Here is a 25,426-nt window from a genome sequence, read left to right on the forward strand (position 1 = left end):
AGAAAGTTATAAGAATGAGTACTTTTAGTTCTTTTGAAGATATAGAAGCTTGGCAAAAAGCAAGAGAACTAAATAAATTAATTTATCAAATAACTTCTAAAACTAACTTTTCAAAAGACTTCGACTTAGTCAGGCAAATAAGAAGAGCTTCAATTTCAGTAAGTTCTAATATTGCCGAAGGATTTGAAAGACAATCCAATAAAGAATTTAGTCGGTTTTTATTTATCGCAAAAGGTTCAATAGGAGAAGTAAGGTCTCAAATGTATTTAGCTTTAGATATAGGTTATATCGATGAGACGGATTTTAATAAAATCAAAAAGAGTGTTCTTGAAATATCGAGAATGTTAAGTGGGTTAATAAAATATTTAAACAAGTAAATACAGAAAGATTGAAAACCTTATAAACTTTCAACTTTCAAACTTTATAAACAATTAAGAAAATGCTTAGCATTAAAAAAATTGATTTGATATGGAAAAGGTAGATAATTATGGTCTTAGTTACCAAGAGACTAAGACAGATAAAGAAAAAAGTAAAACATATCACATAGATAAATTTCAAAAGCCAAAAGCTAGAACAATGTTAAAGATTGAAAATTTACACGCAAAAGTAGAAGATAACGATATTTTAAAAGGATTAAATATCGAAGTAAAAGCAGGAGAGGTGCATGCCATTATGGGACCAAATGGAGCAGGAAAAAGTACTTTTGCATCTGTAGTTGCAGGAAATGAAAACTACGAAGTTACAGAAGGATCAATTACTTTAGAAGGAGAAGATTTAACTGAATTAGATCCAGACGAAAGAGCACACAAAGGTGTATTTTTGTCTTTTCAATATCCTGTAGAAATTCCTGGAGTTTCAGTTACTAATTTTATCAAAACAGCCATCAATGCAAAACGTAAAGCACAAGGGTTAGAAGACATGCCTGCTGCAGAAATGTTAAAGAAAATAAAAGAAAAATCTGCATTGTTAGAAATCAAAAGAGATTTCTTATCACGTTCTTTAAACGAAGGTTTTTCGGGTGGTGAAAAAAAGCGTAACGAAATTTTTCAGATGGCCATGTTAGAACCTAAGTTAGCCATTTTGGATGAAACCGACTCAGGTTTAGATATTGATGCTTTGCGCATTGTAGCCAATGGAGTAAACAAACTTAAGTCTGATGACAATGCCGTAGTGGTAATTACACACTACCAACGTTTGTTAGATTATATAGTGCCAGACTATGTACACGTGTTGGCCGATGGGAAAATTGTAAAGTCAGGAGGAAAAGAATTGGCTTTAGAATTAGAAGAAAAAGGGTACGACTGGATTGTAAAATAGGTTGATAAAGTTAAAAGTTATAAAGTTTGTAAAGTTGAATTACTTTTTAAAAAACTTTTTAACCTGCAACTTTCTAACTTTAAAAACTTAATTAAAAATGAGTTTACAAGATAAATTAGCAGCAGCATTTCAAGAAAATTCTACCAATGCAGCTGTCCAAAATCATAAAAAAGAAGCTTTTAATGCTTTTGCACAACAAGGTTTTCCTACCACTAAAGACGAGGAGTGGAAATACACTAGTTTGCGTAATGTGTTAAAAAACGAATATGGAATTGCACCTGCAAAAACTGCAGATGTTTCTGCCAAATCTATTCAACCCTATTTGGTTTCAGGAGTAGATTCTTACAAATTAATTTTTGTAGACGGTGTGTTTCAAGAAACTTTATCTGATGAATCCGACGAGTTTTCGGTACAGTTGTTATCAAAAGCAATTGAAGATAGTAAGAACAATGAAATCTTTAAGCAGCAATACAACAGTTTGGCCAAAGGTGTAAGTAGTCTGTCGGACTTAAATACAGCATTTGCACAAGAAGGAGTGTTGATTCAAGTAGCAAAAAGCAAGGTAGTTTCAAAACCTATCGAAATTTTGTATTTGGCCTCAGGTGAAAGTTCTGCTTTGTTACTACAACCTAGAAATTTGATTCTAATTGCTGAAAATGCACAAGCAAAATTCATTGAACGACATCAATCTTTAACAGACATCGCTACTTTTAACAATGTAGTAACGGAAGTGTTTGTTGGTAAAAATGCTATTTTTGATTTGTACAAAATACAAAATGATAAAGAAAATGCATCATTAGTAGATGCTACGTTGGTGGCTCAAGAAAAAGACACAGTAGCTTCTGTGTTTACTTTTTCTTTTGGAGGTAAATTAACAAGAAATAATTTGTCATTCTTTCAAAATGGAACGGGTTGCGAATCCAATTTAAATGGTGTAACCATCTTAGAAGGAGATCAATTGGTAGACAATCATACTTTAGTGGCTCACAAATCGCCAGATTGTACTTCTAATGAAACTTACAAAGGTATTTACGGAGGTAAAGCTACAGGTGTGTTTAACGGAAAAGTAATTGTTGATCAGATTGCACAACGTATCAATGCATACCAACAAAATGATTCTGTTTTGTTGTCGGATACTGCAACTATCAACTCAAAACCACAATTAGAAATTTTTGCAGACGATGTTAAATGTTCGCATGGATGTACTATTGGACAGTTGGATAAGTCTGCTTTGTTTTATATGCAACAACGTGGAATTCCTCCAAAAGAAGCACAAGCATTATTGATGTTTGCTTTTTGTGCTGATGCTGTTGAAGACATCAAAATTCCTGCTTTAAAACAAAAAATCAATACCATGGTAGCCGATAAATTAGGTGTAAGCATGGATTTTGATGAAATTGAATAAAAATCGATACTTAAAGTTCTGTTTTATACACACAAACCCTGAAACATATGTTCAGGGTTTTTTTGTTAATAATAGCTTTTCCTTAATATCAGTTTAGCCATCAATTTTTAAGGGATTCGTAATATTGTGTTTTTATAAATTATCATAATCATATGAAAAAAATAACCTTTGTATTTTTAATAATCACCCTGCATTTACAAGCAAATAATGATTGGGGAAAAACAGGGCATAGAACTGTTGGAGAGGTTGCCAACAGTCATATTAGTAAAAAAACAGCAAAAAAAGTAGCGTATTTGTTAGAAGGACGTTCCTTGGCTTTTGTTTCTATTTATGCCGATGAAATTAGAAGTGATGGACGTTATAACGAATTTGCTCCGTGGCATTATGTAAATTTTGAAGGGGATAAAAAATACAAAGAAGATCCGGTAAACCCAAAAGGGGATATTTTACAAGGAATTAAAACGTGTATTCTAAAGATTAGAAACCCAATCATAAGCAAAGAAGATAAAACCTTTTATCTAAAAATGTTAGTACATTTTGTAGGGGACTTGCACATGCCTTTGCACGCCGGAAATAAACACGATTACGGAGGAAATAAAATCAAAGTACAATGGTACGGAAAAGATGTGAATTTACATTCGTTGTGGGATACTCATATGTTAGACTCCTACCAGATGAGCTATTCCGAATTGGCAAACAATACCGATGTACTAAAGAAAAAGGAGCTTCGTAGATTGCAATCAGGAAGTTTGTTAGATTGGGTGCACGAATCTAGAAAACTAGCTCTTAAAGTGTATAAAGAAGTAGAGGACGGAGAGCGTTTGGGGTATAAGTATATGTATCATAATTTTCCAATTGTACGCACACAATTACAAAAAGGAGGTGTTCGATTGGCAAAAGTATTAGACGAAACTTTTAAAAAGAAAAGTACTTGGTTAGATGCTTTTTTAGCAGGTATTTAAAACAAAACCAAACGGTTGTAAATACAAAACAATTAAATGTGAGTCGTTTTTATTGATGATAATTGTTATATTTGATAAAAAAATTGACAATTATGAAAAGAATTACACAAATTTTAATGTTTATTTCTTTTGCGTTTTCGTATGCTCAAAATGCAGGAGATATTTTGTTTATTGGTTTTAATGCGAATGGCGATTCTGACTTTGCTATTGTAAGCATGGTAGATTTACCCCCCAATACAGAAATTTATTTTACAGACAATGAACCCAATGTAGATGGAAATGGTAACTCTAATTCTGAAGGAGTATTGCTTTGGTCTACAGGAGCTTCAGTAATAAGTAAAGGAACTGTTGTTGTGTTTACAGATATAGACAGTGGTTCTAATACCAATTTTGGAGTTTCGGTGGGTAGCTTGTCTGTAACCGATGCTGGTTTTAATATTTCTACTTCTGGTGATGCTATTTATGCAAGCTATGGAAACCCTTCTGAAAATGAAGTAACACAGTGGATTGCTGGAATTCAAAATAGCAATGGAGGGTTAGAAACCAATTTTTCTGCTACCGGTCTCAATGTTTCAAGCAATTTTGTTGTTATAGCTGCTACAGCTAGTAAGGATGGAGGTGTGTATTCAGGAACAAGAATTAACAAAACGGAAGCTGAATTTGCGACTTTAATTACCAATGAAAGTAATTGGACTACAAGTACTTCTGATGGTGAGTCGCTATTGCCTTTTTCTTCAGTAGTGTTTTCTTTTAGTGTCTTGTCCAATCCGCAACTAAGAGCAGTAGATGTTGGTCTACAAATAAAAAATAATAAATTTGTTTGTACCAATGCAACCATTCTTAGTGTGATAAATATTGTAGGTCAACAAGTTACAAATTACAACCTTGGCACAGGTTTATATTTTGTAGAAATTTTATATGGTGAAGCTGCTTATAAACTAAAAGTAATAAAACAATAAGGTGTAGCCATACCTTTTTTTAATTGAAAAAGACTGTGCAAAAATTAATTTGCACAGTCTTTTATTTTTTTCTGTTACTTAAATATTTAGTCCCACTTGTTTTCTGCGGCTTCTCCACCCCATATAAGTGTTGCTAGGTATGGATTGTCTATAAATGGATTTCTGTTTCCTTGTGCGTCTTCTATAACGTTGTTACGCTGAATTTCAAAAGGAGAAATAGGGTCTTCTTTGTTCCATTCTAAAAACGTATCCAGATTTCCTACTTTGGTAATGGTTTCTCCGTAGCGGATGTTTAGGTAAAAAATCATTCGGGCTACATCACCTTTCCATTCATCTCCAGGATACCAAGCTGAGCCTACGGGACCTGCATCTCCAGAACCATCAACAAATTTATCATTACTTCTAGAGGAGTTTACTCCAGAATCGCAGTATCTTAAGTGATGCAAATCACCTTTAACGATTTCGTCTTTTTCATCACCACCAGTACCCCCTGCGTATAAAGATTGAGGATAAACATGTTCTGTATTAAATAGTCCGTTACTACTACCTCCTGTTTGTCTTTTAGATTTTGCTCTACTTTCACCTGTATACATTAAAATAACATTCGTATTGTTATCTGGGTCTTGATCTGCTTTTAATAAAGGTGTGTGACGGCTAGAATAATATAAAATTGTAGTGTGTTTGTTAGTCGTAACACTGGTCAATTCAGCAGTTAATTCATCTTTGTTGGTAGAAAAAGTAACAGAATTGTAATAGCTTTTTAGATTTTCAGGAATATCAAAAATTCCTTCATTGCTATTGTCTAAAACGGTAATAGTTACAGTTGTGCTACTACATTTTTCTGAATCGGCATTGGCACAAACGGTATAGTCAAAACTGTCTTCTCCTACAAAATTATTTGCAGGCGTATAGGTATAAGTTGTATTGTTATTTTTAACAATAGTTCCGTTGTTTTTACTTGTTTGGTCAACAGCTAAGGTTACTTCTTCTACTTTTTCATCATTGTCTAACAGGTCTGAAATTTCATAAGCAGTATTGATAACAGACACATAATTATCTGCAACGGCAACAGGTGTTGGTATTTCTTCTGGCGGAGTGTTGATGACAAAATTGTTATTTCCGCTAGAGCAAGCAGCAGCTATAGCTGCTACAAATAGGATTAAAATTTTTTTCATTATATGACGAATTTTAAAAAAACCTCTTCCAAATATGAAAGAGGTTTTTATTGGGTTATAATTCTAAGTTTATTCTTCTACGTAAATGTATTCATCACCTTTAAGTACTACTCTAAATTCTTCTACAGGGCGGCTTCCGGTATAAGTATCTGCAAAAACGGCAAATACATCATCTTCTTCTGCATTAGGGAATCTATCTTTTAGAAATACGTTTAATGCTTTTAAAATCATTTCATCAGTCCAGTATGCACTTGCTCCAGGTCTTCTGTCAAAGTTGTTATACTGTGCTGCACTTGATACTTGCTCTACAAGTGTTGCATCGTCTTTTAATGATGAAGTTTCTAACCAATCAAAATCATCACTAGTAAACGTATAAATAATTGGGTTGTCAGGGACCCAAGTACCTTTTTTGTGTGCAAAACGGATGGGTGTTGCTGTTGTTGTTTCTGGTAAGATCCAAGCTCCATCGCTAAACTCGTACAAGTCAAAACGAGTTTGTGTACCACCGCTAAAGTATTTGTATAATACAATTACTTGTTCTTCGTTTTGTGCGTAAGTATACTTGTTAGCTAAATAAGTTGGTAAGTATGTGTCAGGACTAACAGAGCTACTAAAGTTTCCATACTCACCTGGTTGGCCTGATCCAGTTCCCATTGCTTTATAGTCCTCATCAGTTAATGTAATCATATTTTCAGGCATTACAAACTCGGTACCGTCATATTGATAATATGTAGTTAAAGTTTCCGTCTCACCTGTATATTCGTCACCTTCACCTTTGGAAATGGTTACATTACCAATCAACCAACGCATAGAGTCAGAAGTAGTAGAAATGTATTTAAAAGCCATATGAATAATTTTGTTGTCATAAGCAGAAAAGTCAACTACATCGCTAGGAGTTAAAGAGTGGTTGGTATGGGTTGTTCTGTTTGTGATAGTTAGCTCAGACCAAGTGGTTGTAGCAACATCGCCCGTAAAGTTTTCAGTTACCATTACTTTTAAGTTAGACAAATCAGTACCATATCTAAGGTTTTCATCAATTTGAAATTTCAAGTTTGTTTCTCCAGTCAAATCAATTTCTGGAGAGACTAGCCAATCTTCGTTGTCTTTTGCAGAGCCAGAGAATCCACTCATAGAAATATTACCAAAACCAGTTGCATCTGTCCACTCCTCATCTCCAACAACGTTGTAGGCAGTCCAACCGTTAAAGGTTTCGTTGGTAAAATCAAAATTTTTAACAGCACCACCAGCAGCCAAGCTTGGCTCTTCTGTAAAGTTGTTATAGGTTACTTTGTAAAAGTTATCTTCAACAGGATTAGTCACTTTGGTGTCTAAAATACCTGCTAATAAATCGCTAGCGGTTTCATCAGGGTGAAAAGCACCACTGTTTGCTGTTGGATAATCTTCATCAGCTAATGTGATGTCATCAGCATTGAATAGGCTTTGAATAACCGTGTTATTTTCATTATAAATGTCTATGGTTAATTCTGCACTAGCACCTGGGGCATTTGGTAATTCCTTGTTTAAAGCCAAAGGAATTAATTTCTCAGCTTGCTCAAAAGATTCAAAAGCGGTACCAGACAATTTCATGGTTTCAAAATCCTCTTCTATAAGTGTGTACTGGATAGGAGTTTTTATTAACGAAGGCAATTCACCCAATTCATCGTACGTATCTTCTAAAGTGTCTGTACAAGAAAAAAGGAGCATACTAGTAGCAAAAGCGTATGCTAGTTGTTTTATATTTTTCATTTTGTTCTGTTTTTTGATTGAGAAAAAGAATTAAAAGTTTAGGATTGTGCTTACACTAAAAGTTCTTCCTACACCGTAGTAAACCAATGCTTTTGCAGCGGTACCACCCACATCATCAGCACGGGTAATGTAACGAGTGTCGAATGCATTGTACATTCTTGCCATTAATTTTGCATCTAAAGCTCCTACTTTAAATTTGTGTTGTAAAGACAAGTCCACTAAAGTATATGCAGGAACTTTCCAAGGGTCTCTCACATCTCCAGTTTCAGGATTGGTTGTTCTACCGCTTGGGTCAAAGTCTGCGTAAAACCTATCAGCGTAGTTTGCATCTATAAAAATCTTTGTGTCCTCCGTAAGGTCATAACTTGCTCCTAGAGCTGTCGTTGTTTGTGCAGATCTACCTACTGGCAAGTCTTTGATAAAGATCTCAATCTCGCTCCCTAGTACATTGTTATTTTGATCTGTAAAGGTTGCTGTTACGTCATCTTGCCAAGTCCAGTCTCCTAGAGATAAAGCACCTTTTAAAGTGAAACGATTAAATGGACGGTATTCGAAGTCTACCTCTACACCTTGATGTAAGGCATTCACTCCCAGAATGTTTATAAATTCTACTTTGTTTGGACCATTAGAATCTGGAATGGTACGCGTTTTAGTTTCGGTTCTATCGTTCCATGCAGTTCTATACACATTAATGTTCGCAGCAAATTTGTCGGTTCTAAGACCGTATCCTAATTCTAAACTGAAGATTTTTTGATTTTCTGCATCTACGTTGGTTTCGTCGTTGTTGTTGGTTGGCCATATAGCATTAAAAAAAGGAGCTCTTTCAAAATATCCACCGTTAAAAAAGATGTTGTTGTAAGCATCCAAACGGTAGTTAATTCCTCCCTTAGCACCAAAACCTACAAAGTTTACATTGTCTGTTTTTTGATTTGGATCGGAATCTAATTTTGCAAAGTGATCTTCTCTTGCATATACTGTGTTTGACACGTTTGCAGCTACAAAAGCAGTAATGTCTTCGTGGTCATATTCAATTTGTGCAAAACCACCGTAAGTAGTATTGAAAGCAGTGCTGTAAAAGTCGTATTTTTCCCCAACTTGTACCTCGTTGTTAGGGTTGTTAACGTTTCCGTCTTTATCCATAATGTATTCACCTCCTAAAAGGTCTGCTAATTCTTTACCACTACTTACTCTCGTATAACGGTAATCCACTCCAGCCGTTAATGCTAACTCATCTGATAAATCGTAGTTTAAGTTGGTCAAACCTCCTAACCAAGTATGATCGTTAGTACGTGTTTGTATGTAAATGGTAGACTCTCCTTTTATTTTGTTTTCTTGTACTACTTTGTCTATATCGATAGGTGCATATATACCTCCTAAGCGGTATTCTGAAGTTTCTAATTTTCCGCTATCATCTCCTTCCTCAAAGCTTACACCTCCGTCACCTTTACTGTAATATACGGTGGTTGATAATTTAGCATCATCATTTATCTTCCAGTAGTGATTTAAAGAAGCGATGGGTTTGTGAAAAAAGTTAGAGCTAACTCCAAACTCTTGTCCGTTTTTATATCCCCAATTAAGGTTGGTTTTTATTCCGTATTCACTCTCTCTAAACTGATTGATAGTAAGCTTGTCAAACCTTTGGTTGTGCCTTTGAGGTGCACCGGTAACAAAGAAAGTTAACTTGTGTGCATCATTTATTTTTTTTGCAATACTGGCAAAGTAAGACATGGCATCAAATTGAGTTCCATCTACATAACCATTACCTGAAATTTTATCAGCATAAACGGTTGCAGCAAAACCATTTTCTAGTAAACCTGTAGAAAGTTTCAATCCATATTTTTGATAACCATCATTACCGATACCATATTCAAATCTACCTCCTTTTTTTGCTTCGGTAGATTGTGTAATGATGTTAATGGTACCACCAATAGAAGGTACGGCCAATTTAGATGCTCCCAAACCTCTTTGCGTTTGGGTAGAAGCAGTAACATTACCAATACCTGCCCAGTTAGACCAGAATACACGTCCGTCTTTAGCAGCGTTTACTGGTACTCCGTTAATAACCACTGCTACGTTTTCAGAGTTAAAACCACGCATGGTAATTTCCCCATCTCCAAAACCACCTCCAGCACGAGTTGTAAACACTCCTGGAGTAGATTTTAAAATCTCTACAAATTCTTGATTTCCTAGTTTTTGCTCAATTTCTTCTTGTTTTACAGTAGAATAAGCAATGGGTGTTTTTCTATCAATAGCTCTAGAGGCAAAAACAACCACTTCGTCTAAACCTACAGAAGAACTTTCTAATATTATGATTAAATTTTTAGAGTTTCCATTAAATTCAATAGTCTTAGTTTGAAACCCCATTGAACTAATTTTTATCTGTCCTTTGTTTTGTGTAACTTTTAAATTGAATTCACCGTTAAAGTTTGTAAAAGTACCTTTGTTTATAGAGTTAACAACTTCAACAGTTGCAACAGGAACAGGTTGTCCAAAAGTGTCTTTAACTAATCCTGTAATTGTTTTTGTACTTTGTCCAAAACTTTGTGAAACCAAAGCAGAGAACAGGGTAACAAATAGAATAAATTTTTTCATTGTTTAAAGTAAAATTAAGTTTGCCTAGCAAAACTACTCACTTACAGTGTTTTGCTTAACGTACTTATTTTATGTTATGTCTAACAATGGATTTATTTATTGTATATTTAACGTTAATTAATTGTTAATTTGTTTCTTTAGTGTTGGGTTACTGTAATAGAAATGTTAAAATTTAACAATGGTTTAAGTGTAAAAATCTTTATTAAACTAAGTTTTTTAGCCTTTTTTTAGGGCTGTTTTAATAGAATTTAAATCTTTTTTACCTGTTTTTAAGTCTTTTTGGATAAGAAATGTTAATGGTTTTGGTTTCAGGCTTGGAAGAAAATAAAAGCGTAACCCCTCCTTTTATTCTATATAAGAAGAAGGATGACACTTTTATTATAAATATTTTGCTATGTTCTTTGCTATGGTCTGAAATTCTTCTTGACGAAGTGTTTCTTTTTTGCCAAAAGTAGCATCGGCCATATTGTTTAACGGAATTAAGTGTACGTGTACGTGAGGCACTTCTAATCCTATAACAGACAGTCCAACACGTTTGCAAGTAATAGCTTTTTCTATTGCTTTTGCAATTTTTTTAGAATAAGCGAAGAGTTGGGTATATAACTCATCGTCTAAATCAAACAACTGGTCTATTTCTTTTTTTGGAACCACCAAAGTATGCCCAGCAGCATTAGGATTGATGTCTAGAAAAGCAATAAAGTGTTCGTTTTCGTCTACTTTGTAACACGGAATTTCCCCTTGAATGATTTTGGTAAAAATACTGGACATTTCTTAACAATTTTTAGGTTTGTAAAAGTAGCAACACAAAAGACAAATTAGCGGCTGATTTCTACAATTTCAAATTTCATAATTCCGTTAGGCGTTTGAACTTCAGCAATTTCACCTGCTTTGTGACCTAACAATCCTTTTCCTATAGGAGAGTTTACAGATAGTTTCCCATTTCTAATATCCGTTTCCGAATCGGCAACAAGTTGGTAGTTAAACTCCATTCCGTTTGCTGTATTTTTAATTTTTACTTTGGAATGGATTAAAATTTTAGAGGTATCAATCTGAGACTCATCCAAAATACGAGCATTGGCCACTACATTTTTTAGTTGTGCAATTTTTAGCTCTAACAAAGATTGTTCTTCTTTGGCAGCATGATATTCGGCATTTTCACTCAAATCTCCTTTGTCTCTTGCTTCGGCAATTTCATTAGAAACTCTTGGTCGTTCTACTTGTTCTAAAAACTCTAATTCGTCTTTTAACTTTTTAAATCCTTCTTCTGAATAATATGATACTTCACTCATCTTCTCTAGTTTTTAAAATACAAAAAATCTCACTTCCTGCTGAAAGTGAGATACACACAAATATAAGCAAATATTTTAAAGCCCAAAAAATGACGTACCTTTAACCCATAAAATTTTTAAAGTTTTTCACCATTGAAAAAAGTATTTGTTTTCTTCAATCTTATCCTTGTGTTTGCATCTTGCAGCAGCGATGTATTTACACAAAAAAATACATTGGTTCCCGAAGTAGCAGTCAATGCTTCTCTTAACGATCCTTCTTTTTTGTCTATACCAGGTGATTTTCGAATACTACCGAACCAAGGGTATCGTGCCAACGGAATTATTGTTTTTAATATTGACAAACAAACTTTTTTAGCTTTTGATTTAACCTGCCCTTACCTAAGTCCAAACGAATGTAATTTGGCAATGGATGTAGAAGACGGTACTGGTGTGATGTCTTGTGCTATTTGCGAGCAAAGTGATATCACTTTTACTCAATTTAAAACCAAAGTAACCATTAATCAAAAGACATATCATCTAAGACAATATAAAGTTTCAGTACAAGGAAACTCATTGTTGGTAACTAATTTTTAATCGCTGATTAATTCGTACTTTTGTGCCCAAATAACAATTCCATGGAAAATTATTTTTCTTCTCAATTTAAATTGGGAGTTTTAGGAGGTGGTCAATTAGGAAGAATGTTGTTGGCCGAAACACAAAAATTTGATGTACACACCTGTATTCTAGACAGCTCTAAAGATGCCCCTTGTGCCCCTTATTGTAACGAGTTTTTTATAGGTAATTTATTAGATTACAACGATGTATATAACTTTGGGAAAAAGGTCGATGTATTAACCATAGAAATAGAGCATGTAAACATACAAGCGTTGTACAAATTACAAGAAGAAGGGATAAAAGTATATCCACAACCCCATGTAATAGAAACCATACAGCACAAAGGAAAACAAAAAGATTTTTACAAAGAAAACAACATCCCAACTTCTCCGCATCAAAGGTTTGATAGTTTGGAGGCACTAAAACAAGCCAATCTAACAGAATTTCCTTTTGTTTGGAAATCTGCACAATTTGGTTATGATGGAATGGGAGTAAAAATTGTACGTTCTATAGACGATATTCAAAAATTACCAGACACAGAATGTATTGTAGAAGAATTAATACCATTTAAAAACGAATTGGCTGTAATTGTAGCCAGAAATGCCGATGGTGAAGTTAAAACCTACCCTGTGGTAGAAATGGAATTTCATCCAGAAGCCAATCAAGTAGAATACGTTATTTGTCCTGCTCGTATTGATGATGAAGTGGCTAGCAAAGCCAGAAAAATAGCCATGGATGTAGCACAAGCGTTTGAACACGTAGGTCTGTTGGCAGTAGAAATGTTTCAAACCGAAAATGATGACATCATTATAAACGAAGTAGCACCCAGAACCCATAATAGCGGTCACTATAGCATAGAAGCATCGCACACCAATCAATTTGAACAACACTTAAGAACCGTTCTAAATCTGCCCTTAGGAAAAACAGATAGCAAATTGGCTGGGATTATGGTTAATTTAGTAGGAGCAGAGGGTTATGAAGGAGAAGTTGTGTACAAAAACATTGTAGATATTTTAGAAATTGATGGGGTTACTCCACATTTGTACGGTAAAAAAATAACCAAGCCTTTCCGTAAAATGGGACATGTAACCATTGTTGATAAAGACATCAAAAAGGCAAGAAAAACAGCCGAAATAGTAAAGAAAACCGTAAAAGTAATTAGTAAAACAAAATAAGTTGATAAAGTAAAAAGTTGAAGATATATAAAGTTCTTTGCAAGGAGCATTAACTTTTCAGCTTTACAAACTTGTAACTTTAAAACTATAAATTATGAAAGTAGCTATCGTAATGGGATCAGATTCTGATTTGCCCGTAATGCAACAAGCCATAGATATTTTAAAAGAATTTGAAATAGAAGTAGAAGTAGATATTGTGTCTGCTCACAGAACGCCAGAAAAATTAGTAGATTTTTCTACCAACGCTCATAAAAGAGGAATTGCTGTTATTATTGCTGGTGCAGGAGGAGCAGCACATTTGCCAGGAATGGTTGCTTCGATGAGTCCGTTACCCGTTATAGGAGTTCCGGTAAAATCTAGCAATTCTATAGACGGATGGGATTCTGTCTTGTCTATCTTACAAATGCCAGGAGGAGTACCAGTAGCAACCGTAGCTCTAAACGGAGCAAAAAATGCAGGAATTTTAGCTGCTCAGATTATAGGAGCTAGCAACAGTGCTGTTTTAGACACTATTGTGGCGTACAAACAAAGTTTAAAAACCAAAGTGATAGAGGCTTCAGAGCGAGTAAAAAATTCACTATCCTAAAGTTTTTAACTAAGTTTACACCCGATTATCCCCTTAAGAAAACATGAAAATTACCGAACGCATTCAGCAACCCATTCATACAGAAATGGCTGCCTTTGAAGACAAATTCAAAGAAGCGATGGCCACAAAAGTTCCTTTGCTGAATCGCATTACACACTATATTGTTCGTAGAAAAGGAAAACAAATGCGGCCCATGTTTGTGTTTTTGGTAGCCAAGATGGTTTCGGACGGAGATTTTAACGAAAGAACTTACAGAGGAGCTTCTATAATAGAGCTAATACACACCGCTACTTTGGTGCATGATGATGTTGTAGACGATAGCAACAAACGTAGAGGCTTCTTTTCTATCAACGCTTTGTGGAAAAATAAAATTGCTGTTCTAGTAGGTGATTTTTTACTATCAAAAGGATTGCTGTTAAGCATAGACAATGATGATTTTGATATTTTAAAACTAATTTCTACTGCCGTTAGGGAAATGAGCGAAGGAGAATTGCTGCAAATAGAAAAAGCCAGAAGATTAGATATTACCGAAGAAGTTTATTTTGAAATAATCCGACAAAAAACAGCAACTCTAATCTCTGCTTGCTGTGGTATTGGAGCAGCATCGGTTGGTGCAGATGTTGAAGAGGTAGAAAAAATGAGATTGTTTGGAGAGTATATTGGAGTTGCCTTTCAGATAAAAGATGATTTGTTTGATTATTCCGACGAACAGATTGGAAAGCCAACAGGAATAGATATTAAAGAACAAAAAATGACTTTGCCGTTGATTTATACGCTAAATACTTGTAGCGATAAGGATCGAAAATGGTTAATTAATTCTGTTAAAAACCACAATACCAATAAAAAAAGAGTAAAAGAAGTAATTTCTTTTGTTAAAAATCATGGAGGTTTGGAATATACCATCACCCAAATGCAATTGTACAAAAACAAAGCCTTAGAAATTCTAAAAACTTATCCTGATTCTGAGTACAAATCTTCTTTAGAAACCATGATAGACTACGTGGTAGAACGCAAGAAGTAAATTCCGTGGTTTCTTAATTACAAATAGTTCATTAAATTAGTTTTATAGACCTAAAGAATGAAACTAACACAAGTGCTATTTTTTATACTTACTTTTTGCAGTAGCACTTACGCCCAGCTCATTAATAAAAATAGGGTGATAAAAACAATATCGGTTACAAAAGACACTTTGCGTTTAGAAAAGGTAGCCATTAGCGATGTTCAATTTAAAGTAACAAATACAAAAGGGATCCTTATTCCTTCTAGCTACTACTATTTTAATCCTCAGAAAGCACAACTATTTTTTTATAGCGATAGCATTAAATTGGCAAAGATACATTACTATAAGTATCCTGATTTTTTAACCCAAACTTACAGTCCGTTTCAAAAAAAACTTATCATTCCCAAAGCAACTCCCAATTCAAAACCTGTTTCCATTTTATCCGAATTCAGGAAAAAAGATTTTTTTGGAGAGGTAGCCACCTACGGAAACATTACCCGTGGTATTACGGTGGGTAACAATCAAGGATCGGTGCTAAATTCAGGGTTAGATTTGCAAATTACAGGAAGCTTATCAGAAAAATTAAAAATTAGAGCCAGTATAAAAGATTCTAATGTGCCTATTCAGGAAAATGGAGTATCTCAGAATCTAAGAGAGTTCGATCGGGTGTTTATAGAACTGTTTACAGACACTTGGAAGCTAAAAGCAGGGGACGTGGATTTGCAAAACAGGGAGAGTTATTTTTTAAATTTTAATAAAAAAATAAACGGAGCCCAACTAAATGTGATGTTAGATAACGGAGAGCAACAAACAACGGTTACGGCATCAGGAGCAGTGGTTAGAGGAAAGTTTACCACGGCTGCTATTCATCCTCAAGAAGGAAACCAGGGGCCTTATAGGTTGTTAGGAGCTAATGGCGAACTAAATATTGTTGTTATTTCGGGTAGTGAGGTGGTGTATGTAAACGGTGTGGTTTTAAAAAGAGGAGAACAGCATGATTATACAATAGATTATACAACGGCAGAAATTACTTTTAATCCTACGTTTCCCATCAATGCTGCTCAAAGAATTTTGGTAGACTATCAGTACAGTGATCAAAATTACAATAGGTTTGTTACCCATAACGGAATACAATACAAAGATGATAAGTGGTCTTTAGGAACGTATTTTTATCATGAACATGATGTAAAAAGTCAGTCCTTACAACAAAATTTAAACGATGCCCAAAAGCAAGTCTTAAAAGAGGCAGGAAACAACCTGTCTTTAATGGTGGCCGAAAGTGCTAACAAAGCAGCATACGATGAAAATAGAATTCAGTATACCAAAAATGCAGATGGTAATTATGTTAGAAGCAATAATAAAGAAGATGAATTGTACAATGTTGTTTTTAATAGAGTTGCAAACGGACAAGGAGCGTACAATTTACAACAAACTTCAGCACAGGGAAATGTATATGTATTTGTAGGAGAAAATAATGGAAGCTATGCACCCGTTACTCAATTGATTGCTCCTGTAAAAACACAGGTCGCAGTGGTCAATACAGGATATCAAATAAGCAAATCCTCTTTTGTGCACACCGAATTGGCTTATAGCAATAATGATTTAAATCTTTTTTCTGATAAAGACGATAACAACAACCAAGGGCTTGCCTCTAAACTAACTTGGAAACAAAAAATAGCTACTGGAAATTGGAATACAGAAAACGAACTGAACTGGGATTTTGTTCAAAAAAACTTTAACAATATAGAGGGACTGTATCAAGCAGAATTTAATAGAGATTGGAATTTAGAGGTACAACTTATGCCTAATTTTTTAGGAAATCAGACCTATATAAAAAATCAGTTTACAACTAGCAAACAAGAGTACCAAAAAATGGAGCTAGAAAGTGAGTACTTAAAGTTAGGAACTGCCTTTAAGGGAATTAGAAACTCTTTAATAACAAACAATACCTTTAAAAACATAGTACTTGCTACCCGAAGTAGTTTTTTAAATAGCAAAAATAAACTAGATAAAGGGGTGTTTGTAAGAAATCATACACAGGTTACTTATCCATTTGCTAAAGGATGGATGCGGGGTTTGTTTTTGTACGAAGACAATCAACAAAAAAATCAGGAGACAAAGGAATTGCATGTCAACAATCAGAAATATACTACGGGCGGGTTAGAATTTGGTTTGGGAGATTCTACCAAAGTTTTTACACGTATAAAGTATTATGTTACCGAAATTGACAGTGTAAAAAACAATAAGATGACACGGGTACAGAATGCTCAAAATTATTCTGTACAAAGTAAATGGATTGAAAACGAACAAACTTCTTGGAGTACTTTTGCCAACTACAGAGTGGTTGCTAATTATTTTGCTGATGATGTAGAAGTTGTTAATGCTAGCACTCAGTTTAGTCAACGTTTGTTTCAAAATTTATTGGTACTAAGTAGTTTATATCAAACCAGTTCGGGTACTACACCTCAGCAAAACTACAATTATATAGAAACCGAACCCGGACAAGGATTTTATACGTATTTAGGTGATTTAAACGATAATGGAATTAAAGATTTTGACGAGTTTGAAGTAGCTCAGTTTGCAGATCAGGCAAATTATTTACGGGTTTTGTTGCCAACCCTTGCTAGAATTGCTACACAGAAAGCAAAATTTAGTCAGTCTTTGTATCTAAACTTTATCCAATTTAAAAATCATACAGCACCTTGGCTGCGTTGGCTTTCACATTTTTCTACTCAGACAGGATTTTTGATAGACAAGGATCAGTTAAAGGTAGGACGTCAGTTTAACATCAATCCATTTGCTACGGGGAATCAAAACGTGGTAGGTTTGCAAAAAAATGTTGCCTCTAGTTTGTTTTTTAACCGAGGACAACAGCATTACAGCAGTACTTACACCTATATAAACAATGAAAATCGTCAAATTATAAGTGCCGATGCTCAAACAGCAAGTGTGCAAGCACATGAGTTTAATTTTCAACACAATATTCAGGGTTCTTGGGTGTTGTCTGCGTTGGCTAGAATAGAAGAAAACAGTAATAAAAGTAGTTTTGAATCTAGAAATTTTGCAATACATTCTCAAAAGCTTCATCCGTCTATTAGTTTTCTAAAAGATGAGTTTTCTACTGTAGAGGCAGTATATATTTATCAGCATAAGAAAAATGAAGGAGGAGACGAAACATTGGCAAGTCATGATATTGGATTGAACTACAACTACAATCACCCCAAAAAAGGATCTGTGTTGGCAAGCGTACATACAATAAACAATCAATACCAAGGAGCGTTGAACAGTCCGGCTTCTTATAGAATGCTAGAAGGCTTGCCGCCCGATAGAAATTATACTTGGTCTGTAACAATACAAAAGAGTTTGACACGTTTGTTAGATTTAAGCCTAAGTTATAACGGACGAAAAAACAATAGCATAGCGACCATTCATATTGGTAGTGTACAGTTAAGAGCCAACTTTTAAAACATTAGGCAAGCTCGTTAAAATGAGTTATTTTTGAACTTATAAAGTAAAAAGAAACATGAAAAAACTACTTTTTATTAGCATTCTATTTGCCTCTGTGGCTTCTTTTGGACAAAACAATCAAATCAAACTAGATTTATTAGACATTTTGGTGTTTAGAACCTTGGATGTGTCTTATGAAAACCAATTGAATGATGAAGCTTCTGTAGGACTTTCGGTGTTTATTAATTTTGAACCCAAAAGTGCTGACTTTCGATATAATGAAAACTTTCAATTGACTCCTTATTTTCGTCAATTTTTAACTACTAACAAAGGGTTTGACTTTTTTGGAGAACTTTTTGGAACCTTGAACTTTGGAGAAAAAGAAACAGAGATGACCGAAATGGGAGTTACGACTAAAGAAAAAAGAAATTATTCAGATTTTGGATTGGGAATTGGAGCAGGAGGTAAGCATGTTTCTAGAAATGGATATATTTTTGAATTCAATGTAGGAGTTGCACGTAATTTATTCAACGCTAAAATGTCTAGACAATTTGTACCTAGGTTTGGCGTAAGTGTTGGGAAACAATTCTAAGCAACAGCTCTAAAAAATACAATGGCTATTAAACAAATGCAATCTTCTTGGCTGGGGCTATCCAAAGATTTTTTAAGATGGTTGTCTTTGGCCATCGTTATTGGGGTTTTGGTGGGTTTGGCCACTGCATCTTTATTAATAGGACTCCACTATGCAACAAATTATAGAGAAACCCATAGGGCTATTATTTGGTTGCTACCCTTTGGAGGTTTGCTTGTAGGCTTGTTATACCATTATTACGGAAAATCGGTAGCCAAAGGAAACAATCAACTATTAGAGGAGTTACATAGCCCAAAAGATATTATCCCTTTTAGGATGGCTCCCTTTATTTTTATAGGTACGGTTGTGTCTCACTTATTGGGTGCCTCTGTAGGTAGAGAAGGTACAGCAGTACAAATAGGAGGTGCTATTGCCGATCAGTTTTCTAAGTGGTTTCGCTTGTCTGCTTTAGATAGAAATATTGTTATTTTGATGGGAATTAGCAGTGGTTTTGCAGGATTGTTTGGAACGCCTTTGGCAGGAACTGTTTTTGCCCTAGAAGTGTTGATGATTGGTAGCGTTCGTTATCATGCTGTTTTGCCCTGTTTGTTGGTGGCAGTAATTTCTAATTATGTATCGTCTCAAGTTGCTCATTATTTTCATATTCCTCATACACAATATGTGGTTGATGTTGTTCCTGAATTGACCATTAGTACTTTTTTATGGGCATTGTTTGTTGGAATTCTTTTTGGAGTGGTAAGTACTTTTTTTTCTAAAGGAGTTGCGTTCTTTGGTCGTTTTTCAACGTACATAAAGTATCCACCATTACGACCAGTAGTAGGTGGTTTGTTTGTTTCGGTATTGGTTTTTGCTATTGGAACAAAGTACATTGGTTTGGGAATTCCTACTATTGTAGATTCTTTTAAAGTAACGATGGTATCTTATGATTTTGCTGCAAAATTACTATTAACTACCTTTTGTATTGCTTTTGGTTTTAAAGGAGGAGAAGTAACCCCTTTATTTTTTATAGGAGCTACCTTGGGTAGTGCCCTTTCTGTTTTTGTACCCTTGCCCATTGGTTTGTTAGCGGGTATGGGATTTGTGGCGGTGTTTTCGGGTGCAACCAATACCCCTATTGCTTGTACCTTAATGGGGGTAGAATTGTTTGGAAGCGAGGGTATAGTGTTTATTGCACTTGCCTGTGTTACAGCTTATTTGTTTTCTGGACATACTGGAATATACAATGCTCAGATTGTAGGTGTTTCTAAGATAAAAACAAAACAATCTGAGCAAGGATCTTCTTTGGGTAAGCTTAATGAGCACTAGCCACGGGCTCTATTTTTTCTAATACAATTTTTTCTTTGTTTTTTGCAACCATATGCTTGTAAAAAGCTTTAAACTCTTGGTATTCGGATGTAGGGATCATGTGTGTTTTAAATTCTCTAACACTCTTTACGCTAATTGAGTTTCCGTTTTGTTGAATTAAGTAGCTGTAGCTTCCTGTTTTATTTTGCATTGTTGCTCTAAAGCTTTTTGGTAAGGATACCACCTTGTAACCTTTTGGAATTGTAAGGATAATGTTTTTGCTAATCTTTGTAGGAGTAACCAAATCAATAGGATATTTTCTTTTATCTAGTTTAAAAGGGTTTTTGGTATCACTTAAGAATACCATCGGATTGATGTATTTTTTTCCATTGATGGTTTCGCAATACTTTTTGCTAGATACTTCCCCTAACAACATTATCGGTTTTGAAGTTTTTTTCTTGTTTGTAAGTTGACAGTTTTTAACAAACACGTGGTATCTATTTCCTAATTTCTTTTTTAGTTCCTCTTCTCCTAGTTTGTTGTATTTGTTTCTAAAATCTAAAGCTCTTTTTCGGGTAAGTTTGGCTCTTAAGTTTCCTGACATTTTAAAATCTTTGTCAAAAGTAATTTGAGCCATATAAATTTCTTCTGATTGTTGTTTTGGAACTAGCGGTACATCAATATTGGTTTTTTTATTGGCCATTAACCTACCATGCCAGTTGAGAGCTCTTGTAGGTAGTACATTTACTGCGTTGTTTTGCCCACTTGCATCTAGTAAAAGAATTTCTCCGTTTATGTTTTTAACTGCAGCAACTACATAGTTTAGTCCATCTAAAGTTGGGAATATAGGAACACCGTTGTTTTTGGTACTTAGTAAAACAGGATAGGCTCTAATGCCAGCTTCTTTTAGCATTGCTACCAATGTTAAGTTTACCTCGGCAATGTTTCCTTCTCCTTTTTTATACGCTTTGGGCAATCCATCATTGGTGTATAGTCCGTAGTGTTTGTTCCATTGAATTTTAGACTTTACAAAATCAAATATGCTTTCTATTTTTTCTTTTTCGGATGAGGTGTTAGCCGTTATTTTTTCCAAATCCTCTTTAAAGTAATTTTTCTTTGCTAGTTGTTTTCCAAAACTGTAAGATTCAAACAATCTTTCACAAACACTTTCCCAGCTGTTGCTGTAAGTTTTTGTGTAACCATCAGGAAACACTACGGAAGACAGTTCGTAAAGAATTCTACCCCTGTAATCGTTAAAATTACTTGTGTAGGGTTCGTCATTTTTAATGGCGGGAATGTTTTTATCTTCAAAAGTTAAAATTTCTTTATCGTAAGTAATGTATTGATTTATGCGTTCTGAAGTACTTTCTGTTTTAGGTGTAACAGTATAATATCCTTTGGTTACTTTTTTGTATTTAAAGAATTCTGGTATTTCGGTTCGGTAATACAGTTTTTTTACAGGGATTTTTTCTTGAATGTTAAAGGTTCCTATGTCCCAAAAATTAGAAGTTAAAGAGTATTTAAGTTCTATAATAGAGCCTGCACGAACATCAGGAAATGCAATTTTTCTAACACTTAGGGTTTTGCTTTTTGCTTCGGTATAGATTTCTTTTTTGTTTACTTTTTGTTCTACTATTTTACCATTTTTAAGGTTGTAGGTAACGGCTTTAATTTTGAATATTCTATCGGGTGTAGAGCCTGAGTAGTAGTAGATATTTTGGTTTCCATAAGACAAACCATCTTTGTCGTAAATTTTTAAGCGAATATGATAATCTATCACTTTTTCGAAGCTTCTAGAAATGGTATTGTAGTTAATAGAAATGCTTTCGCTTTTATACAAAAAGGCAGCTTCGGCCAAAGAGTCTATAGCGCATGTTTTTTCTAAAAGTTCTTCTTTAGATACTTTTCCAAATTTGTAGTTTTGGGCTTTGCTGCTTGTACCAAAGCAAAGTACAACAGCTAGGAATAATATAAGTTTCTTTTTCATCATTTATTTTTTAGATAGTACAAGTTTTAGGTTGTCGTTTTGAGTTACTGAGCGGATAAAATCTCCATAATCATTGTATTTTTCTTTAGGATAGGTTCCTTGCTTTTGATAAAAGTCTCTTTGGTATGTTAGGGTATGTTCATCGACCTTTTTAAAGACCAGAGCATAGTTTCCAAATTCTGACTGAATGTTTTTGTCTTTAGGTAGTGTTTCTATGCTATATCCTTTAGGAATTTTAAGTGTAATGCTGTCTTTTTCGTTATACCCACGTCTTATAACCAAAGGGTGTTGTCGGTCTTTTTGATAAGCAACAGATTGTTTGTGTTGGTTAAGAGCGTTGATTTTAAAAATCATTTCGTTACCCATAATAGTTGCATAGTCTTCTAGTAAAAGATCTAAGTCTTGTGCAAAGGTTTGTTTGTTTTTTTGATTTGTAAATTGATGTGAAGTAATTTTTACGTTGTTGTTATAGCTCCATTTGTAAAATTTGTAATAACGATCTAGTTCTTTAGGAGTATAGGTTTCTAATACGTAATCATCGTCGTAATTTATACCTTTAGATTGTATGTTTATATGTGCATTTAAGTGTCCATTTTCTTGTAACTGCAAGGTGGCATTGCTAATTTGTAGGTTGTTTTTGTCTGTGTATATAGGAGTGTGTTTTAATACTCCACCTTCTTTTTCTAAGACCAACACATCTCTATCATCGGTAAAGCTACCAAGGTAATTAAAGGGCAATGTTTGGTTGGTACACTCTAACCAAACATCTTTTCCATTGTTTAGTTTGGGCAAGTTTAGAATCATATGATTTCCTTGCATTCCATGGTACTGTTTGTCAAAATTTCTTTTTTGTTTTGCATATACAATTACCCAGTTAGATTCTATACCTACTACATCTAACAAAGCTTTGGTGTAGTTAGAAAGGCCTTTACAATCTCCATAGCCCAATCGGTCTACATCGCTGGCCAAAGAAGGTTGCCAGCCTCCCACTCCGATAGCAACATTTACGTATCGAGTTTTGTTTTGCATGTAATTGTAAATAATTTCTGCTTTTTTTAGTGGATCTTGAATGCCTTTTACCAATTCTTTTACCTTTTGCTGGGTTTCTGGACTTAGGCTTACACGGTCTTGATATAGTTTGGTTCTAAGCCACCAGCCAAAGTCTTTCCAGTTGGTAATAGATATACTTTGATGACCTTTTAAGGTAAATTGTTCTAAGTAGAACTTTATATTAGGATATTTTTCTTCAAAATAAGGACTATAGCGTTCGTTTTCTACAGCAATTTGGTTCTGAATTTTAAAGTGTAGTTTGTTTTCTGAAGAAAGATTTTGTACCGCTATTTTATTGATATTGTTTTTTACATGTTTTAACGGTGTATTGGTATTGTTGGTAATTTTAATTTCTTTGTTTTGCACCGATATATTGTAGCCGCTAACAGGATACCACCTAGGAAAAAAGGCTGTTGTTTCTGTTTGAAAAACATAACTAAACGTTAGGGTGTAAGGATAATCTCTAGGTGTAAAACTTAAAAACTTTACTCTGTCTTCGGAATAAAAACCATCTATTGCGCTTTGGTCTCTAAAATCTTTCTTTTTGTAGGTAACCAATTTGTGTCCGTTTTGGTTGTATAGAATGGCACCAATCTTTTTTATCTTAGAATCGTTACTATATGTTTTGTAAGGAGCCACATATTGGTCTCCGTCTTTGTTTAGAACGGTAATGGTTTGGGTAAAATAAACCATCATTTTGTTTTGATTTATAATCTCTATTTCCTTTTTGTAATCACGGATTACTGCATCGGCATGTTTTTTTAGACTATCGGGAATTTGATCAACAGAAAAGTTTTGAGTTTGTGCATAAGTAAACATCTGCATGCACCATACAGGGAGTACTAATAGTAATTTCAGTTTCATAGCTAATGGTAATAGGCTTTCAATATAAAAAATATTTATTGATAAAAGCTATGGCAATAGTTAATCTTACTTAAAATATTTTTGGATAACTTTTTGGGCTAGCTTGTTTTGTGGGGTAAAGGATTTTTCAGGATTTCTTAGCGTTTTGGGAGTTAAATGCCATTTCCAGAAGAAGCCCCCTGCAAACCAAGATTCTTTATAAAAAGATTGAAAATAGGATGTGTAAGCATTTGCTTGTGCTTGTGTATTGGCAGGGTGTTTTCCGTTGTTTCCCCAAGTAGTTTTGGTATTGTAATCGGTGCTTTCAAAACCATATTCGGTAAATAAAATAGGTTTTTTATGTTGTTGGCTTACTATTTTTAATTGTTTTTTAATGGGGTTCCATGCTTGGTTAAGTGTTGCAACGCTAGGTTGTTTTTCTGTGGATAAAGGAAAATAAGCATCTACCCCAATATAATCTAAGGAAGACCAAAAGGGTACTTCTTGTAGGCTGTTCCAATTTGCTGCATAAGTAAGCTTGCCTTTGTATATCTTTTTAACTTTGGGTATAAGCTGATTAAAAAACATTGGCCTGTTAATTACAACTTTTTTTAGCTCTGTACCTATACACAACAACTCTACTTGATATTGTTGAGCAATTTTTGCATAGTGTAGTAGGTATTTGCTGTATTCTTGCTCCCAAATTTGCCATTCTTTTGGGGTATAAAGGCTAAAATCTCCGATCCATTTATGGTGATGCCATACATGTGGCTTTAGCATAATTTTTAATCCTTTTTGTTGGGCTATTTGGATAAGTTTTTTTGTTCCTTCAGATTTTTCGCCCCACCATTGGTGCGTATTGTTAAAATACACTTTGGTACTGTTTTGTGGTGTAAAAGCAAAGGGAATGATGGCCACCCAATTGGCATTAATTTGCTGTAGTTGATCCATACAATAGGTATCTACAGGGTTGGGGGGTGATACCAAACTTGCTCCGTTGATTTTTTTTTGTTGAGAACAGGATAGTATGGAGCACAAAATAAAGCAAAAAAGGCAATAGTTTTTTAGGTGTCTCATACAAAGGGTTTTGTTGCCTAAGTTACGGTTTCTATTTGTTTTGGGATGAGGTTTTAGTTGGTGGTTTTGACAGCTACAGAAGGTTGAATGCTCTACTGACTAAGAAGTAGGAGTTTTTAGGTAGTTTTAGCACACCAGTTAAAACTATGGGGTGGTTTTTGTGCAAAAAAAGTATGTTTAAAGGTTGTTATAGCTTTTTTAAAGCTATTCTACGAGTTTTTGCACTTAAAATAAGTGTCTTTGCAAGTGCTTTTTGATTCTTTGCAGTAAAAAAACCTTTCCTATTACAATTTTTTTGCTTCCCATGTCTAAATTAGAACTTCCCGCGTATGTTTTATGTTTTCCT

Annotated in this window: 20 protein-coding genes; 12 read left to right on the forward strand and 8 right to left on the reverse strand. The window is 34.4% G+C overall.

The genetic code is table 11. From position 1 onward, the window contains the following. The 5 genes from FS85_RS0102400 to FS85_RS16040 form a co-directional block, all read left to right on the forward strand. The coding region (locus FS85_RS0102400; protein ID WP_010134400.1) for a four helix bundle protein at positions 1 to 377 on the forward strand (377 nt) is incomplete at its 5' end. A gap of 199 nt (positions 378 to 576) precedes the next feature. Next, complete coding sequence (sufC, locus tag FS85_RS0102405; protein WP_010134401.1) at positions 577 to 1,317, forward strand: Fe-S cluster assembly ATPase SufC; 741 nt, start codon at positions 577 to 579, stop codon at positions 1,315 to 1,317. Positions 1,318 to 1,414: 97 nt separating this feature from the next. Next, positions 1,415 to 2,722, forward strand: a complete 1,308-nt coding sequence (gene sufD, locus FS85_RS0102410; RefSeq protein ID WP_010134402.1) for a Fe-S cluster assembly protein SufD — start codon at positions 1,415 to 1,417, stop codon at positions 2,720 to 2,722. 152 nt (positions 2,723 to 2,874) lie between these two features. Further along, complete coding sequence (locus FS85_RS0102415; RefSeq protein ID WP_010134403.1) at positions 2,875 to 3,684, forward strand: S1/P1 nuclease; 810 nt, start codon at positions 2,875 to 2,877, stop codon at positions 3,682 to 3,684. Positions 3,685 to 3,776: 92 nt separating this feature from the next. Continuing rightward, positions 3,777 to 4,643 (forward strand): hypothetical protein, encoded by an 867-nt coding sequence (locus tag FS85_RS16040; RefSeq protein ID WP_010134404.1) that lies wholly within the window; start codon positions 3,777 to 3,779, stop codon positions 4,641 to 4,643. Positions 4,644 to 4,729: 86 nt separating this feature from the next. On the opposite strand, the gene FS85_RS14985 is transcribed toward FS85_RS16040, so the two are convergent. From FS85_RS14985 to greA, 5 genes are all read right to left on the reverse strand, one after another. After that, positions 4,730 to 5,818 carry an endonuclease gene (locus FS85_RS14985; RefSeq protein WP_010134405.1) on the reverse strand — a complete coding sequence of 363 codons (1,089 nt, stop codon included), beginning with the start codon at positions 5,816 to 5,818 and terminating at the stop codon, positions 4,730 to 4,732. Positions 5,819 to 5,887: 69 nt separating this feature from the next. Continuing rightward, entirely contained in the window at positions 5,888 to 7,564 is a 1,677-nt protein-coding gene (locus FS85_RS0102430) for a choice-of-anchor J domain-containing protein (RefSeq protein ID WP_010134406.1), read from the reverse strand. Between the two features lie 30 nt (positions 7,565 to 7,594). Beyond that, positions 7,595 to 10,156, reverse strand: a complete 2,562-nt coding sequence (locus FS85_RS0102435; protein WP_010134407.1) for a TonB-dependent receptor — start codon at positions 10,154 to 10,156, stop codon at positions 7,595 to 7,597. 378 nt (positions 10,157 to 10,534) lie between these two features. Further along, positions 10,535 to 10,924, reverse strand: a complete 390-nt coding sequence (locus FS85_RS0102440; protein ID WP_010134408.1) for an HIT family protein — start codon at positions 10,922 to 10,924, stop codon at positions 10,535 to 10,537. Positions 10,925 to 10,971: 47 nt separating this feature from the next. Next, a complete protein-coding gene (gene greA / locus FS85_RS0102445; RefSeq protein WP_010134409.1) occupies positions 10,972 to 11,445 on the reverse strand; it encodes a transcription elongation factor GreA in 474 nt (157 codons plus the stop codon). Positions 11,446 to 11,613: 168 nt separating this feature from the next. Here greA and FS85_RS0102450 point away from each other — a divergent pair, with 168 nt between their 5' ends. From FS85_RS0102450 to FS85_RS0102480, 7 genes are all read left to right on the forward strand, one after another. Next, on the forward strand, positions 11,614 to 12,018 hold the full coding sequence (locus tag FS85_RS0102450; protein ID WP_029489208.1) for a hypothetical protein: 405 nt from the start codon (positions 11,614 to 11,616) through the stop codon (positions 12,016 to 12,018). A 41-nt stretch (positions 12,019 to 12,059) separates the two neighbouring features. Next, entirely contained in the window at positions 12,060 to 13,214 is a 1,155-nt protein-coding gene (locus FS85_RS0102455; protein ID WP_010134411.1) for a 5-(carboxyamino)imidazole ribonucleotide synthase, read from the forward strand. Positions 13,215 to 13,305: 91 nt separating this feature from the next. Next, positions 13,306 to 13,800, forward strand: a complete 495-nt coding sequence (purE, locus tag FS85_RS0102460) for a 5-(carboxyamino)imidazole ribonucleotide mutase (RefSeq protein WP_029489209.1) — start codon at positions 13,306 to 13,308, stop codon at positions 13,798 to 13,800. A gap of 43 nt (positions 13,801 to 13,843) precedes the next feature. Continuing rightward, positions 13,844 to 14,821 carry a polyprenyl synthetase family protein gene (locus FS85_RS0102465; protein ID WP_010134414.1) on the forward strand — a complete coding sequence of 326 codons (978 nt, stop codon included), beginning with the start codon at positions 13,844 to 13,846 and terminating at the stop codon, positions 14,819 to 14,821. Positions 14,822 to 14,956: 135 nt separating this feature from the next. Continuing rightward, entirely contained in the window at positions 14,957 to 18,265 is a 3,309-nt protein-coding gene (locus FS85_RS0102470; RefSeq protein ID WP_010134415.1) for a hypothetical protein, read from the forward strand. A 58-nt stretch (positions 18,266 to 18,323) separates the two neighbouring features. After that, a complete protein-coding gene (locus FS85_RS0102475) occupies positions 18,324 to 18,839 on the forward strand; it encodes a hypothetical protein (RefSeq protein ID WP_010134416.1) in 516 nt (171 codons plus the stop codon). A 21-nt stretch (positions 18,840 to 18,860) separates the two neighbouring features. Further along, on the forward strand, positions 18,861 to 20,144 hold the full coding sequence (locus tag FS85_RS0102480) for a voltage-gated chloride channel family protein (protein WP_010134417.1): 1,284 nt from the start codon (positions 18,861 to 18,863) through the stop codon (positions 20,142 to 20,144). Here the strand turns inward: FS85_RS0102480 and FS85_RS0102485 are convergent. The 3 genes from FS85_RS0102485 to FS85_RS0102495 form a co-directional block, all read right to left on the reverse strand. Continuing rightward, entirely contained in the window at positions 20,131 to 22,110 is a 1,980-nt protein-coding gene (locus FS85_RS0102485) for a DUF3857 domain-containing protein (protein ID WP_029489211.1), read from the reverse strand. The genes FS85_RS0102480 and FS85_RS0102485 overlap by 14 nt on opposite strands. Before the next feature lie 3 nt (positions 22,111 to 22,113). Beyond that, entirely contained in the window at positions 22,114 to 24,024 is a 1,911-nt protein-coding gene (locus tag FS85_RS0102490; protein WP_083823621.1) for a DUF3857 domain-containing protein, read from the reverse strand. Between the two features lie 66 nt (positions 24,025 to 24,090). Beyond that, positions 24,091 to 25,080 (reverse strand): glycoside hydrolase family 113, encoded by a 990-nt coding sequence (locus tag FS85_RS0102495; protein ID WP_010134422.1) that lies wholly within the window; start codon positions 25,078 to 25,080, stop codon positions 24,091 to 24,093. Between the last annotated feature and the right edge of the window lie 346 nt (positions 25,081 to 25,426).

The organism is Ochrovirga pacifica, assembly GCF_000220525.1.
Taxonomy (GTDB): domain Bacteria; phylum Bacteroidota; class Bacteroidia; order Flavobacteriales; family Flavobacteriaceae; genus Ochrovirga; species Ochrovirga pacifica.